Source organism: Demequina sp., assembly GCF_016278775.1.
In the GTDB taxonomy this organism is placed as follows: domain Bacteria; phylum Actinomycetota; class Actinomycetes; order Actinomycetales; family Demequinaceae; genus Demequina.
This window is the reverse complement of the sequence record NZ_JADQBF010000013.1, coordinates 108,835-124,065: the sequence shown is the minus strand read 5'-3', so window position 1 is coordinate 124,065 and position 15,231 is coordinate 108,835. Positions and strand designations below refer to the sequence as shown.

The 15,231-nt window shown below is 64.1% G+C and carries 10 protein-coding genes; 9 read left to right on the top strand and 1 reads right to left on the bottom strand.

Features of this window, described 5'->3' with window-relative positions; genetic code table 11:
• Window positions 1-2 precede the first annotated feature (2 nt).
• The 5 genes from polA (at window position 3) to uvrB (ending at window position 8,152) form a co-directional block, all read left to right on the top strand.
• A complete protein-coding gene (gene polA, locus QZZ33_RS02635; protein ID WP_291377934.1) occupies window positions 3-2,651 on the top strand; it encodes a DNA polymerase I in 2,649 nt (882 codons plus the stop codon).
• A 19-nt stretch (window positions 2,652-2,670) separates the two neighbouring features.
• Window positions 2,671-3,693: an ATP-dependent 6-phosphofructokinase gene (locus QZZ33_RS02630; protein ID WP_291377933.1), complete on the top strand. Its 1,023-nt coding sequence runs from the start codon at window positions 2,671-2,673 to the stop codon at window positions 3,691-3,693.
• A 159-nt stretch (window positions 3,694-3,852) separates the two neighbouring features.
• Window positions 3,853-5,346 (top strand): 30S ribosomal protein S1, encoded by a 1,494-nt coding sequence (gene rpsA / locus QZZ33_RS02625; protein WP_291377932.1) that lies wholly within the window; start codon window positions 3,853-3,855, stop codon window positions 5,344-5,346.
• A gap of 116 nt (window positions 5,347-5,462) precedes the next feature.
• On the top strand, window positions 5,463-6,053 hold the full coding sequence (gene coaE, locus QZZ33_RS02620) for a dephospho-CoA kinase (protein WP_291377930.1): 591 nt from the start codon (window positions 5,463-5,465) through the stop codon (window positions 6,051-6,053).
• Window positions 6,054-6,091: 38 nt separating this feature from the next.
• Window positions 6,092-8,152, top strand: a complete 2,061-nt coding sequence (gene uvrB, locus QZZ33_RS02615; RefSeq protein WP_291377928.1) for an excinuclease ABC subunit UvrB — start codon at window positions 6,092-6,094, stop codon at window positions 8,150-8,152.
• Here uvrB and QZZ33_RS02610 read toward each other — a convergent pair.
• Window positions 8,149-8,511, bottom strand: coding sequence for a YciI family protein (locus QZZ33_RS02610; protein ID WP_291377927.1), 363 nt, complete (start codon window positions 8,509-8,511; stop codon window positions 8,149-8,151). The genes uvrB and QZZ33_RS02610 overlap by 4 nt on opposite strands.
• Window positions 8,512-8,621: 110 nt before the next feature.
• Here QZZ33_RS02610 and uvrA point away from each other — a divergent pair, with 110 nt between their 5' ends.
• The 4 genes from uvrA to yvcK are packed head-to-tail and all read left to right on the top strand — an operon-like array spanning window position 8,622 to window position 15,207.
• Window positions 8,622-11,474: an excinuclease ABC subunit UvrA gene (gene uvrA, locus QZZ33_RS02605; RefSeq protein ID WP_291377925.1), complete on the top strand. Its 2,853-nt coding sequence runs from the start codon at window positions 8,622-8,624 to the stop codon at window positions 11,472-11,474.
• A 9-nt stretch (window positions 11,475-11,483) separates the two neighbouring features.
• Window positions 11,484-13,361 (top strand): excinuclease ABC subunit UvrC, encoded by a 1,878-nt coding sequence (gene uvrC / locus QZZ33_RS02600; protein WP_291377923.1) that lies wholly within the window; start codon window positions 11,484-11,486, stop codon window positions 13,359-13,361.
• Window positions 13,358-14,278 carry an RNase adapter RapZ gene (gene rapZ, locus QZZ33_RS02595; protein WP_291377921.1) on the top strand — a complete coding sequence of 307 codons (921 nt, stop codon included), beginning with the start codon at window positions 13,358-13,360 and terminating at the stop codon, window positions 14,276-14,278. The genes uvrC and rapZ overlap by 4 nt, the downstream gene beginning before the upstream one ends.
• Window positions 14,275-15,207: a uridine diphosphate-N-acetylglucosamine-binding protein YvcK gene (yvcK, locus tag QZZ33_RS02590; protein ID WP_291377919.1), complete on the top strand. Its 933-nt coding sequence runs from the start codon at window positions 14,275-14,277 to the stop codon at window positions 15,205-15,207. The genes rapZ and yvcK overlap by 4 nt, the downstream gene beginning before the upstream one ends.
• Window positions 15,208-15,231: the final 24 nt, after the last annotated feature.

Below are 15,231 nucleotides of genomic sequence, written 5' to 3'. Positions count from 1 at the left end.
CTGTGAGCGAATCGGCCAAGGACAGACTTCTGCTCGTCGACGGATTGTCGATGGCATTCCGCGCATTCTTTGCGTTGCCGGTGGAGAACTTCGCGACATCGACGGGCGCGCCGACCAACGCTGTCTATGGCTTCACGGCGATGCTTGCGACGCTCTTGAACGACCGCAAGCCGACGCACGTTGCGGTGGCGTTCGACCTTCCAGGGGGGACGTTCCGAACCAGAAGACTTCCCTCGTACAAGGGCACTCGGGACGAGACGCCTCCCGACTTCGAGCCTCAGGTACCCCTCATGAGAGAGGTGCTCGATGCGCTGGGGGTGGTGGCGGTCGACAAGGAGGACTTCGAGGCGGACGACCTCTTGGCGACGTACGCCCGTATGGGCCGCGAGGCGGGCATGGAAGTGCTCGTCGTGTCAGGCGATAGGGACACCATTCAGTTGGTGACGGAGGACGTCACCCTGCTGTACCCGCGCAAGGGTGTGAGTGATCTTGTCGAGTTCACCCCAGCCTCAGTTGAAGAAAAGTACGCAGTTCCGCCACATCGCTACCCTGAACTTGCGGCTCTGGTGGGGGAGACGTCTGACAACCTGCCTGGCGTGCCAGGTGTTGGCCCCAAGACGGCAGCCAAGTGGATCGCGACGTACGACGGCCTGGACGGCATCCTCGCGTCGGCAGAGGACGTGCCAGGCAAGGCAGGCGAGAGCCTGCGCGCGAATCTGGATCAGGTGCGTCTGAACCGCGAACTCAACCACTTGCTCACCGACCTTGAGGTGGAGAAGTCTCTCGACGAGCTCCGCCTCAAGGGCGCCGATGCCGCAGCTGTGCACGAGGTGTGCGACGCGTTGCAGTTCCGCGGATTGAGGGCCCGGTTGCTTGCGCTGACGCCGGCGAACGACTCGGATGACGCGTCCCAGCAGGCCGCGCCTGACGAGACGCCAGTGCATGCGCCCGCCGCAGTGGCGGACGTCGTGGCACTCACCGGAACGGTGGCACTGCACCTGTGGGGTGGGACGGGTGACGCCTGGGCGCTCGGCGTCGCGACGGAGTCAGGGGCGTGGGGTCTCGACCTCGGGTCTCTCGACGAGGCGGGAGACGCGGCGCTCGGGCGGTGGTTGGCGGACTCCTCGGTCTCCAAGGTCTTCCACGGCGCGAAGAGTGCGCTCCACGCCTTGGCGTCGCGGGGTTTCACTCTGAGCGGCGTCGCCGACGACACTCAGTTGGCCGCGTATCTGGCCAACCCCGCACAGGGCAGACTCGAGCTGGCCGACGTGGCGGAGCGGTATCTCGGTGTGCGTCCAGTGGAGGCGGCCTCCGGCCAACTCGAGTTGGGGCTCGGCTCATCGGAGGTAGAAGAGTCGGCCAGGCAGGCCCTGCTGGTGGCGCGCCTGGCCCCCGTCTTGCGGGCTGACGTCGAAGATCGGCACATGACCGGCCTGTACCGCGACATGGAAATCCCTTTGGTTCAGACACTGTGGGGCATGGAATCCGCGGGGGTCGCCGTCGATGGCGGTCACCTTGAGGAGCTTTCCTCCGCGGCGCTGAAGCGCGCGGAACTCGCCGCGGACAACGCGCATAGCTCCATCGGCTCGACCGTGAATCTCGGTTCCCCCAAGCAGCTCCAAGAGGTGCTTTTCGATCAACTCGGCATGCCAAAGACCAAGAAGATCAAGACCGGGTACACCACAGACGCGGCATCGCTCGCCGATCTCTACGAGAAGTACCCCCATCCGTTCCTCGAGGCACTGCTGGCGCACCGTGATGCGACCAAGCTCGCTCAGATCATCCAGACCTTGAGGGACGCCGTGCGCGAGGATGGGCGCATCCACACCACGTTTTCCCAGACGGTCGCCTCCACCGGGCGGCTGTCGTCTCGCGATCCGAACCTGCAGAACATCCCGATCCGCACTGACGAAGGCCACCGGATCCGCGAGGCCTTCGTGGTCGGCGATGGATACGAGACGCTGGTGACGGCCGACTACAGCCAGATCGAGATGCGGATCATGGCGCACCTGAGCGGAGACCAGGCCCTGATCGACGCGTTTAGGGCAGGGGAGGACCTCCACCGCTTCGTGGGCTCCCGCGTGTTCGGTGTGCCCCCCGAGGGCGTCACGCCCGAGATGAGGTCCCAGATCAAGGCCATGTCGTATGGGCTGGCATACGGATTGTCTGCGTTTGGGTTGGCGAGGCAGTTGGGACTCGCGGTGGGCGAGGCACAGGCCCTCATGGATGACTACTTCGCGCGGTTCGGATCGGTGCGCTCCTACCTGACCGGCGTGGTCAAGCAGGCCACTGCCGACGGCTACACCGAAACGATTTTTGGCCGCCGCCGGTACCTGCCCGACCTCACTTCACCGAACAAGCAGCGTCGGGACATGGCCGAACGCATGGCCCTCAACGCGCCGATTCAGGGGAGCGCCGCAGACCTCATCAAGCGCGCCATGCTGGCCGTGGACCAACGGCTGGCGGCGGAGGGCCTCCGGTCACGTCAGATTCTGCAGGTGCACGACGAGTTGGTGATCGAGGCCGCCCCCGGCGAGGCCGACGACGTGGAGGCCATTCTTCGCGAGGAGATGGCGGGTGCAGGATCCCTTTCCCTACCACTCGACGTCAACGTGGGCCGTGGGACCAATTGGCGCGTTGCGGGGCACTGACACCCGTTAGGGTTGCCTCATGCGCATTGGAGTCCTTACCGGTGGGGGCGACTGTCCCGGCCTCAACGCAGCAATTCGTGCTGTGGTCAAGCGAGGCACCTCGGAGCACGGGTGTTCCATCGTCGGCTTCCGCAACGGGTGGCGAGGCGTCATCGACGGCGACGCCCGGCCCCTCACCCGCGATGATGTCTCGGGGATCCTGGTGGTCGGAGGCACGATGCTCGGCACCGCCCGCTGCCACCCCCACAAGGTCGACGGTGGCATGGAGGCCGTGCAAGAGACGGTCACGAACGAGAAGCTCGACGGGCTGATCTGCATCGGCGGCGACGGAACTCTCAAGGCCGCAGGGAAGGTGTCGCAGGCGACGGGCGTACCCGTTATCGGCATTCCCAAGACGATCGACAACGACGTGGTGGGCACCGATTCCTCGATAGGTTTCGACACGGCAGTGACGGTGGCTACCGAGGCTATCGACCGGCTGCACTCCACCGCGGAGTCGCACAACCGCGTCATGGTCGTCGAACTGATGGGGCGCCATTCCGGTTGGATCGCAGTGACGGCCGGCATGGCGGGCGGCGCCGACATCATCCTGGCTCCGGAGGAGCCTTTTGACATCGAGACGATCGCCAAGAAGATCCGCCACCGCCATCGCTACAAGAACTTCTCCATCGTCGCTGTTGCCGAGGGCGCCATTCCTGCAGAAGGCTCGAACTGGAATGGCAACCCCACCATCGACGCGAAGGGAAACCCCATCGCGGGCTCGATGGGGCACGAAGTGACCAAGGCAATCGAGGAACTCACCGGCTTCCCGACGCGCCTCACCGTGCTGGGCTACACGCAACGCGGTGGCATTCCCACGGCCGCCGACCGGCTGCTGGGCACCCGGTTCGGCATCGCGGCGATCGACGCCATCGTGGCGGGCGAGACGGGCAAGTTCACGGCACTTCAGGGCGAGCACATCGTGCTGGAAGACTTCAGTGTGATGATGGGCAAGACCAAGTGGGTTCCCAAGGAGCTGCTCGAGGCCGCTTGGGGTTTGTAGCAGGGTGCAGCAGATCGTTGCAGAATTGTGTCTCGTCGGTCCCTTCGCGCGTTTGTGCAGGTGACAGGCGGGCGGTAGGCTGATCGGTGGCTCAGTGCGCCCTGCGTATTGGCCTGCCCACCCATCAACGAATCACTGACCACCGGAGTCACTCCTTCTATGTCCGTATCCACCCCCGAGACCACCCAGATCGCAGTCAATGACATCGGCTCGAGCGAAGACTTCCTCGCCGCTGTAGACGCGACTATCAAGAACTTCGACGACGGCGATCTTGTAGAAGGCGTCATCGTCAAGGTCGACCGTGACGAGGTTCTCCTCGACATCGGCTACAAGACCGAAGGCGTGATTCCCGCCCGCGAGCTCTCCATTCGTCACGATGCCGACCCCGACGAGGTGGTCAACGTCGGCGACACCGTCGAGGCCCTTGTCCTCACCAAAGAGGACAAAGAAGGCCGCCTGATCCTGTCGAAGAAGCGCGCGCAGTACGAGCGGGCGTGGGGTTCGATCGAGAAGATCAAGGAAGAGGACGGCGTCGTCACCGGCTCGGTCATCGAGGTCGTCAAGGGTGGCCTCATCGTGGACATCGGCCTGCGCGGCTTCCTGCCCGCTTCGCTCGTTGAGATGCGTCGTGTGCGCGACCTCGGCCCGTACATCGGCCAGCAGATCGAGGCCAAGATCATCGAACTCGACAAGAACCGCAACAACGTGGTCCTGTCTCGCCGCGCCTTCCTTGAGCAGACGCAGTCCGAGGTGCGTTCGTCGTTCCTCACCGCGCTCGCTTCCGGACAGGTCCGCAAGGGCGTCGTGTCCTCGATCGTCAACTTCGGTGCCTTTGTCGACCTGGGCGGAGTGGACGGCCTCGTGCACGTCTCAGAACTGTCGTGGAAGCACATCGACCACCCGAACGAGGTCGTCACCGTTGGTCAAGAGGTCGAGGTCGAGGTGCTCGACATCGACATGGACCGCGAGCGTGTCTCGCTGTCGCTCAAGGCCACGCAGGAGGACCCGTGGGCCGTCTACGCCCGCACCCACGCCATCGGCCAGATTGTGCCTGGCAAGGTCACCAAGCTCGTCCCGTTCGGCGCATTCGTGCGTGTGTATGACGGTATCGAGGGCTTGGTTCACATCTCGGAACTCGCGGTACGTCACGTCGAACTGCCAGAGCAGGTCGTTCAGGCGGAAGAAGAGGTGTTCGTCAAGATCATTGACATCGACCTCGAGCGCCGTCGCATCTCGCTGTCCATCAAGCAGGCCAACGAGGGTGTCGACCCCGCGGGCGAGGACTTCGATCCCGCGCTGTATGGCATGACCGCCGAGTACGACGAGGCAGGCAACTACAAGTACCCAGAGGGCTTCGACGCAGAGACTCAGGAGTGGCAAGAGGGCTTCGACGCGCAGCGCGAGGCCTGGGAGGCCGAGTACGCGAAGGCGCACGAGCGCTGGGAGGCTCACAAGGCGTTTGTGGCCAAGCAGGACGCTCAGGCGGCCGAGGCCGAGGTCACGGAGGCGGTCGCGCCCCGCAAGCGCGCTCGTGGGGACGAGAGTGGCGGAGCAACGTCCTACTCGTCTCATGACGAAGAGACGCCCGACGCTGGCACGCTTGCCTCTGACGAGCGCTTGGCCGCGCTTCGCGAGAAGCTCACAGGCAACTAGCCAACACATCACGATCGTGGGGCCCCTGACCGCAAGGTCAGGGGCCCCACGTCGTTGAGCGGGCGCTTGGCGATCTCTGTCTTGCGCGGGCTGTCGTTCCGTGACAGCCTTTGCCAGTGCTACGCATTGGGTTGACGGGCGGAATCGCTGCAGGTAAGTCCACGGCGGCGGAGCGATTCGCTGAACTCGGGGCACGCGTCATTGATCACGACCACCTCGCGCGTCGCGTCGTGGAGCCAGGGTCTGCTGCTCTCGTCGACATTGTGGGTGAGTTTGGCGACCGCGTCGTCAAGGGTGGGGTGCTCGACCGAACGCTCTTGGCCGACATCGTCTTCGCTGACGATCAGGCGCGAGTGCGCCTCGAAGAGATCATCCATCCTTATGTCCGTGCGGCGGCGAGCGCGGCTGACCGTCAGGCACGCGGTGAGGGTGTCGAGGTCGTGGTGCACGATATCCCGTTGTTGGTCGAGACCGGCCAAGGTGGAGACTTTGACATTGTCGTGTGCGTGACGGCGCCGCTCAGCGTGCGCGTCGGACGCCTTCAGCAGCTTCGCGGGCTGACCCACGAGCAGGCGATGGACCGCATTCTGGCGCAGGCTTCCGATGACGAGCGCGCGGCCGCGTGCGATGTGGCCTTGGACGGTTCGGGAAGCGTGGAGCACTTGCGGGACCAGGTGGACGAGTTCTGGTCGAGCCACTTGCCGTGACTGGGCTGCTTGTCAGACCGCGGCGTTACCGTTGAGGCATGACGTCAGACTTGCGCCGCGCGCAGAACCCGTTCCAGGTGGTTTCTGAGTACAAGCCTTCCGGCGACCAGCCTGCGGCGATTGAGGATCTGGCCACGAGAATCCAGGCGGGGGAGCCGGACGTTGTGCTGCTGGGCGCTACCGGAACCGGAAAGTCGGCCACCACGGCTTGGCTCATCGAGCGCCTGCAGCGGCCTACCTTGGTGATGGCCCACAACAAGACCCTCGCGGCCCAGTTGGCGAACGAGTTCAGGGACCTCATGCCGCACAACGCGGTCGAGTACTTTGTGAGCTACTACGACTACTACCAGCCAGAGGCGTACGTTCCGCAGACCGACACCTTCATTGAGAAGGACTCCTCGATCAACGAGGAGGTGGAGAGGCTGCGATACTCCGCGACCAACTCCTTGCTAACCAGGCGCGACGTGATTGTCGTGTCCTCCGTGTCGTGCATCTATGGACTGGGAACCCCAGAGGAGTACATCCAGGGGATGGTCAGCCTGCAGGTAGGAGACGTGCTGCCGCGCGACGCGCTGCTACGGGAGTTTGTACAGATGCAGTACGCGCGCAACGACCTGGCGTTCACGCGCGGCACCTTCAGGGTGCGCGGCGACACTGTCGAGATCATCCCCGTGTACGAAGAACTCGCCATCCGCATCGAGATGTTTGGCGACGAGGTTGAGGCGCTGTACACCCTGCATCCCCTCACAGGACAGGTGGTCGCCAGTCGGGATCAAGTTCACATCTTCCCTGCGTCGCACTATGTGGCGAGCGAACAGCGCATGAACAAGGCCATCTCGACCATTGAGCAGGAGTTGGGCGAGCGTCTCGAGGAGCTGGAGCGCCAGAACAAGTTGCTCGAGGCGCAACGACTCAAGATGCGCACCACGTTTGACCTGGAGATGATGCGTTCAGTGGGCACCTGCAGCGGCATCGAGAACTACTCGCGGCACATCGAACAACGCGAGCCAGGCACGCCTCCGCACACGTTGTTGGACTACTTTCCAGACGACTTCCTGCTGGTCATCGACGAGAGCCACGTGACGGTGTCGCAGATCGGTGCCATGTACGAGGGCGACGCCTCCCGCAAGCGCACGCTCGTGGACCACGGATTCCGCCTGCCCTCCGCCCTCGACAACCGGCCACTGCGGTGGGACGAGTTCCAGGAGCGCATCAAGCAGACGGTGTACCTCTCGGCCACGCCTGGCAAGTATGAGCTGGGCAAGGCCGACGGTGTGGTCGAGCAGATCATTCGACCCACCGGGCTGGTGGACCCGCAGATCGTCGTCAAGCCGACAGAGGGCCAGATCGACGATCTTCTTCACGAGATCCGCGCGCGCGTCGAGAAAAACGAGCGCATCCTCGTGACAACACTGACCAAGAAGATGGCGGAAGACCTCACCGAGTACATCTCGGAGAGGGACGTGCGGGTGGAGTACTTGCACTCGGATGTGGACACTCTGCGGCGAGTGGAACTGCTGAGAGACCTGCGCATGGGCAGGTTCGATGTGCTGGTCGGCATCAACCTGCTTCGCGAGGGTCTCGACCTCCCTGAAGTCTCGCTGGTGAGCATCCTGGACGCGGACAAGGAAGGCTTCCTCAGGTCAGGAACGTCGCTCATCCAGACCATCGGCCGCGCTGCACGCAACGTATCAGGCGAAGTTCACATGTACGCCGACACGGTGACGGACTCGATGGCAGCAGCTATCGACGAGACCAACCGCCGCCGCGAGAAGCAGGTGGCGTACAACACCGAGAGAGGGATCGATCCAACTCCATTGCGCAAGAAGATCAGCGACATCACGGAGATGCTCGCGCGCGAGGAGGCCGACACTGTAGCCACGTTGCGTCAGGTCGACAAGGACACCAAAGGGGCGGCAGCGGCGAAGGCCGCGGCGAGCGCTGGCCGACCGGCGCAAGACCTCGCGGCCCTCGTCGAGGAATTGTCAGCGCAGATGCGGGGCGCCGCAGCGGAGTTGCACTTTGAGTTGGCGGCGCGACTTCGCGACGAAATCGCTGAACTCAAGAAGGAACTGCGCCAGATGATGCAGGCGGGTTAGGGCGCTCGTCGTGCGCGCGACCTCGCGTCTAGGTCTCCACGCTTGGACCGTTCAATCGGAGGCGACTTCCTGTTCTTCCACCACGGTCCCAGGTGCCCGTCCCACGGACGAATACTGATGTCTGCGACGGCTCCCACGATGACAAACGGATCCTCCGCTACCAGGTCTCTTGCGTGGTGTTTGGTGGGCGCCGAAGCGATGAGGAGCGCGCCCGGCTCGGCCTCGTCGTCGTACTTGCCGTATGCGATCATCGCGCCAGCGTCGGCGAGCCCAGCGAGGTACCACAAGTGCTCGTCAAGGGTCTCGGCGCGCAACGAGTCCCGCGTGTCATACGTGTAATGGATGATCCACAAAGACATGAGACCATTCTGGTCGGTTGGAACAGGACGCGGCTCGTGACTGTTGTCCCAGTTCGGGCATTGACGGCGATTCGAACACATGTTCGACAGACTTCACGTAGGGTGGCGTTGTGAACGACAAACTCATAGTGCGTGGGGCGCGCGAACACAACCTCAAGGGAGTGGACGTCGAACTTCCGCGCGATGCCCTCATCGTGTTCTCAGGGCTCTCCGGTTCCGGCAAGTCATCGCTCGCATTCGACACGATCTTCGCGGAAGGCCAACGCCGCTACGTGGAGTCGTTGAGCGCCTATGCGCGCCAGTTCCTGGGCCAGATGGACAAGCCGGATGTGGACTTCATCGAGGGCCTGTCCCCGGCGGTCTCGATCGATCAGAAGTCGACCAATAGGAACCCCAGGTCCACCGTCGGCACCATCACAGAGGTCTATGACTACTTGCGACTCCTCTTCGCACGCGTGGGAGTGGCCCACTGTCCCGTGTGCGGTGAGGAGGTGAAGTCCCAAACGGCTCAGCAGATTGTTGATTCGGTTCTCGCGCTACCAGAGGGCACGCGGTACCAGGTGCTCGCTCCCATGGTCAGGGGCCGCAAGGGCGAGTACGCCGACCTCTTTGCGGACCTGCAACAGCAAGGCTTCGCACGCGCCAGGGTCGACGGCGAGTCGGTTCAGTTGAGCGACCCGCCAGTTCTGGAGAAGAAGCTCAAGCACACCATCGAGGTGGTCATTGACCGCCTCGTGGCTCGGGAGGGCGTGCGTCAACGGCTCGCAGACTCCGTGGAAACGGCACTGAAGCTTGCAGACGGCCTCGTGATCATCGATCCCGTCGACGGCGACGCTCCCGCGCGTCGGTACTCAGAGAAGCGTGCCTGCCCCAATGACCACGTTCTCACCCTCGAAGAGATGGAACCGCGCACCTTCTCGTTCAACGCTCCGTACGGCGCGTGCCCGGAGTGCACTGGCATCGGCGTGCGACTAGAGGTCGACCCCGATCTTGTGGTTCCCGACCCGAGCAAGTCGCTCGCGCAGGGAGCAATCGCGCCGTGGGAGTCGATGGCGTCCGACTACTTCGGCCGCATGGTGCGAGCGCTCGCCGACGACATGGGCTTCTCCATGAACACGCCCTTCGAAAGCCTTCCGCAGGCGACGCGAGACTCCTTGCTGGTGGGCAAGGACTATGAGGTCCACGTGCGCTTCCGCAACCGCTACGGGCGCGAACGCCAGTACACCACCGGGTTTGAGGGCGCTATCACCTGGCTCGAGAGGCTTCACAGCCAAACGGAGTCCGATTACTCCCGTGAGAAGTACGAGCAGTACATGCGCGAGGTGCCGTGCCATGTGTGCCATGGCGCGCGGCTCAAGCCGGAGGTGCTCGCAGTCACGATCGGCGACAAGTCGATCGCCGAAGTGTGTGAGCTCTCGATTCGCGACGCGAGAGGCTTCCTGGGGGACGTGGCATGGGATGAACGGGCGCTGCACATCGCGACGCAGGTTCTCAAGGAGATCGACGCCCGGCTCGGCTTCTTGCTTGACGTGGGATTGGATTACCTCACCTTGGCGCGGGCCGCCGGCACGCTGTCGGGGGGTGAGGCGCAACGCATTCGGCTCGCAACCCAGATCGGTTCGGGGTTGGTGGGCGTGCTCTACGTGCTTGACGAGCCCAGCATCGGTTTGCACCAGCGCGACAACAGGAGACTCATCGAGACCCTGACCCGGTTGCGTGACCTGGGCAACACCCTCATTGTGGTCGAGCATGACGAAGACACGATTCGCACGGCCGACTGGGTGGTCGACATCGGGCCGGGGGCAGGCGAACACGGCGGTGAAGTCGTGCACTCTGGCACCTACGCCGACCTCTTGACCAACGAGCAGTCAATCACGGGGGCATACGTCTCTGGACGGCGGAGCATCCCCGTGCCAGGGCATCGTCGCATCGCCGACTTCACCCGCAAGATCACCGTGGTGGGCGCCAGGGAACACAACCTCCACGACATCGACGTGTCGATCCCCTTGGGTGTCCTCACGGCGGTGACGGGAGTGTCAGGGTCAGGCAAGTCGACGCTGGTCAACACCATCCTGTACACGGCACTAGCCAACGAACTGAACGGTGCTCGGCAAGTACCCGGAAGGCATACCCGCATCGAGGGCACGGATCAGTTGGACAAGATCGTCCACGTCGACCAGGGGCCCATCGGGCGCACTCCGCGATCCAACCCCGCCACCTACACCGGCGTGTGGGACAAGGTCCGCAAACTCTTCGCGGAAACCCAAGAGGCCAAGATGAGGGGGTATGGTCCCGGCCGCTTCTCGTTCAACGTCAAGGGCGGCAGGTGCGAGTCCTGCTCCGGTGACGGCACGCTGAAGATCGAGATGAATTTCTTGCCAGACGTGTACGTCATGTGCGAGGTGTGCAAGGGAGCGCGGTACAACAGAGAGACTCTCGAAGTGCACTTCAAGGGTAAGAATGTCGCCGACGTGCTCCACATGCCGATCGAGGAGGCCGCAGGGTTTTTCGAGGCGATCCCGGCCATCTCCCGACACCTGTCGACGCTCGTCGACGTGGGCTTGGGATACGTACGACTCGGGCAGCCAGCACCCACGTTGTCAGGTGGGGAGGCGCAACGCGTGAAGCTTGCTTCGGAGTTGCAGCGCCGCTCCACTGGTCGCACCATCTACGTGCTCGACGAGCCCACCACTGGCCTGCACTTCGAAGACGTCAAGAAGCTTATGAGCGTGCTCCAGGGCCTCGTGGATAAGGGCAATACCGTCATCGTGATCGAACACAATCTCGATGTCATCAAGTCCGCGGACTGGATTCTCGATATGGGCCCAGAGGGAGGCTCGGGCGGCGGGGGAGTGGTGGCCGAGGGAACTCCAGAAGAGGTTGCCGAGCACCCCGACTCACACACGGGCAGATTCCTGGCCGATGTGCTGGGCGTCCACGCCCAGGTGGCCGCGCCCGCCTAGGCTGTCATCGTGCCGGACCCCTCCGAATACCGCCCTGCGCCTGGCTCCATCCCCACGGCGCCAGGCGTGTACCGATTCCGCGACCCCCACGGCCGGGTCGTGTATGTCGGCAAGGCGAAGAACCTGCGATCCCGTCTGAGCAACTACTTTCAGCCGCTGAACGCGCTCCATCCCCGTACGCGCCTCATGGTGACGACTGCAGCGTCGGTTGAGTGGACCATCGTGCGCAACGAGGTCGAGGCGCTGGTCCTTGAACACACCTGGATCAAGGAGTTTGACCCGCGTTTCAACGTGGTCTTCAAGGACGACAAGTCCTACCCGTTCCTGGCAGTGACCATGAACGAGAAGTACCCGCGCATGCAGGTCATGCGAGGGGACCGGAAGAAGGGGGTCCGGTACTTCGGTCCCTACGCAAGGGCTTGGGCGATCCGCGAGACGGTTGACACACTCCTCACAGTTCTGCCCGTGAGAACGTGCGCGCCAGCTGTGCTACGCAAGGCGGAGCGGCAAGGGCGCCCCTGCCTGCTCGGCTACATCGACAAGTGCGCGGCGCCGTGCGTGGGCAAGGTGAGCGAGCAAGAGCACCGGGAGCTGGCCGACAAGGTGTGCCAAGTCCTTGCGGGCGACGCAAAACCCCTCATCAGAGAGCTGACGCGCACGATGGAGGGCGCCGCGGATCGCGAGGACTTCGAGGTGGCAGCGAGAGCCAGAGACCGGCTGCGTGCGCTAACGAGCGTGCTTGAGCGCAACGCCATGGTGCTGTCCCAAGGCGTGGATGTTGACGTCTTCAGTCTGATTGACGACGAGTGGGAGGCCGCGGCGCACGTGTTCTACGTGCGCGACGGACGTATCACCGGTGAGCGGGGGTGGGTGGTCGACAAGCCGGAGCCGCTTGCGGTGGAACAGATGGTGGCGGCGTTGCTTCAGGAGGCCTACACCAGGGCTGACTCCGTGCCTCCAGAGATCTTGGTTCCGGCGGAGCCATCAGAGGCGGACGCGCTTCGCGAGTACTTGCGCGGGGTGCGCGGCAGTGGGGTAAGCATCAAGGTGCCGTCGCGTGGCAAGAAGGCCGAACTTGCCGAGTCCGGCAAGCGGAATGCCCAGCAGGTGCTCGACCAGCATCGTCTCAAGAGGGCGTCGGACCTCACGACGCGCTCGGAGGCCTTGCGCGACCTTCAGGAGCACCTCGGGCTGGACGAGGCGCCCTTGCGCATCGAGTGCTACGACATCTCGCACACTCAGGGCACCAACCAGGTGGGGTCAATGGTGGTGTTCGAGGACGCCCTGCCGCGCAAGAAGGAGTATCGGCAGTTCTCTGTTGCCGATACCTTGGACGACACCGCGGCCATGAGTCAGGTGCTGACACGGCGGTTCGCACGCTACCTCGAAGAGGTGCAGTTGCCTCCGCAGGAGCGCGAGAGCGCGCGGTTCGCGTACCCGCCTCAACTTGTGGTGGTCGACGGTGGGCCTCCTCAAGTGGCGGCCGCGCGTCGCGCCATGGACGAGGTGGGCGTGGCGCACATTCCCGTGGTGGGGTTGGCCAAGAGACTCGAAGAGGTGTGGATCTCGGGTGAGGAATTCCCAGCCATCTTGCCGCGCGGTTCCGAGGCCCTCTACCTGTTGCAACGGGTGCGCGATGAGGCGCATAGGTTCGCGATTCGGCACCACCGGGCCAAGAGAGGCAAAGCCATGAAGGCGTCGGCACTTGACGACGTGGCGGGCGTCGGCCCCACCCGGGCAAAGGCGGTCATCAGGCATTTTGGCTCGGTGCCGGCTCTCAAGGAGGCCTCGGTCGAACAGATCGCGCGCGTTCCCGGAATCGGAGACGCGACGGCCCGCGCGATTCACGCGAGTCTGCGGGGAGACAGTGGCATTCTGGAGCCATGACGGAAGAGGCTGAACCGGTCACGTACCCCTCAGGCATCCCCAAGCCAGAGTTCGACGCCCCTGCGGTAGCCCCTGAGGTAATGATTCTGACGGGGATGTCAGGTGCTGGCCGCACGCGCGCGGCCGCAGCACTGGGAGACCTCGGCTGGTACGTCGTTGACAACCTGCCTCCCCAATTGCTGGGTGGTCTCGTGACGATGGTGGGTCGGGATCCCCAGGATCGCCTCGCCGTGGTGGTTGACGTGAGGGGCGGAAACTTCTTTCAAGACGTGGAGGCGGTGCTCGACGACCTCGCGACGCGCGGGATCGATGTGCGGCTCATCTTCTTGGACGCGTCCGACAACGCGCTTGTGCGACGTTTCGAGGAGGCGCGCCGTCCCCACCCCCTGCAGCGTGACGGCACCCTGCTAGAGGGGATCGGGCGGGAGCGAGTGCTTGTCGAGGCCCTCAGGGACCGCGCCGATGTGGTCATCGACACGAGCGATCTCAATGTCCACGAACTCCGCGACGCCATCACAATCGAGGTGGGCCACACGGACCAGCCACTGTCCGTCAACATTGTGTCGTTTGGGTTCCGCAACGGCTTGCCGTCGGATGCGGACTTTGTCGCGGACGTCAGGTTCCTGCCGAATCCACACTGGGTGCCCGCGTTGCGTGCCCTGACGGGACTGGACGATGCCGTCAGGGATCACGTCTTGAAGTCGGACGGGGCCGCACAGTTTCTCGACAATTACACCGGGATGCTCGAGTCAGTGCTGTCCTTGTACAGGGCGCACGACAAACACTCGGTCACAGTCGCGATCGGTTGTACGGGTGGCAAGCATCGCTCGGTAGCCATCGCAGAGGAGATCGGCAAGCGCTTGCGCGTGAACCGTAGCGAGGTCAGGGTCACGCACAGGGATCGGCCAACGGAGTGAGGCCTGCATCGGTCGTCGCACTGGGCGGCGGGCACGGACTGCACGCGAGCCTCAGCGCTTTGCGCCACGTGACGGACGACCTGACCGCGATCGTCACCGTCGCGGACGACGGCGGCTCGTCTGGGAGGCTGCGCGAAGAGATGGGCATCGTGCCACCGGGAGACTTGCGCATGGCGTTGAGCGCCCTGTGTGAGGACGGAGAGTGGGGGCGGACGTGGCGCGACGTCTTGCAGACGCGGTTCTCCACGGCGGGCCCGCTCGATGGGCACGCGTTGGGGAATCTGCTGATCGCGGCGTTGTGGGAGCGCACAGGCGATGTGGTGGAGGGACTGGACTGGGTGGCAAGACTGCTCCACGCGCAAGGAAGGGTGTTACCCCTTGCCGAGGAGCCGCTGCAGATCTCAGCTCGCGTGGACGGCGGGCACGTGAGTTCGGTGGCGCGCGGGCAAGTCGCGGTGGCGACGGCGGCAGGCCGCGTCTCAGGACTGAGCATCGAGCCAGCGCAACCCCGAGTACCGCAGGTCACGCTTGACGCGATCGCCGGTGCCGCCGGCGTCGTCCTTGGACCCGGCTCCTGGTACACGTCGGTCCTGGTGCACTTCTTGGTGGGGCCGGTGGCACGGGCACTCGTCGAGGCTGGCCCCCGCACGGTGCTGACGCTCAACATCGCGTACGTCGATGCAGAAACCGAGGGTTCCTACCGTGTCGACGACATTCGGGCTCTGAGGCGGCTTGAACCCGCATTCAGACCCGCCGTGGTCCTCGCCGATACGTCGCACGGGCGCGACGGAGAGCTTGTGGCGGAGATCGAGAACTGGGGATCGCGGCTCGTCGTACACGACATGAAGCGCGACGATGCGCTCGATCGTCACGATGTCGCCAGGCTCACGCAGGCCTATTCTCATGCTCTTGGAGGCCTTTCGGCCTGAGTCGGTGGCGTCGAGATGGCAGGA

What these genes read in the sequence shown, in the direction of transcription:
- QZZ33_RS02630 (WP_291377933.1), top strand. Translation starts at nt 2,671, where the DNA reads ATGCGCATTGGAGTCCTTACCGGTGGGGGCGACTGTCCCGGCCTCAAC.
- rpsA (WP_291377932.1), top strand. Translation starts at nt 3,853, where the DNA reads ATGTCCGTATCCACCCCCGAGACCACCCAGATCGCAGTCAATGACATC.
- uvrB (WP_291377928.1), top strand. Translation starts at nt 6,092, where the DNA reads ATGACGTCAGACTTGCGCCGCGCGCAGAACCCGTTCCAGGTGGTTTCT.
- QZZ33_RS02610 (WP_291377927.1), bottom strand. Translation starts at nt 8,511, where the DNA reads ATGTCTTTGTGGATCATCCATTACACGTATGACACGCGGGACTCGTTG.
- rapZ (WP_291377921.1), top strand. Translation starts at nt 13,358, where the DNA reads ATGACGGAAGAGGCTGAACCGGTCACGTACCCCTCAGGCATCCCCAAG.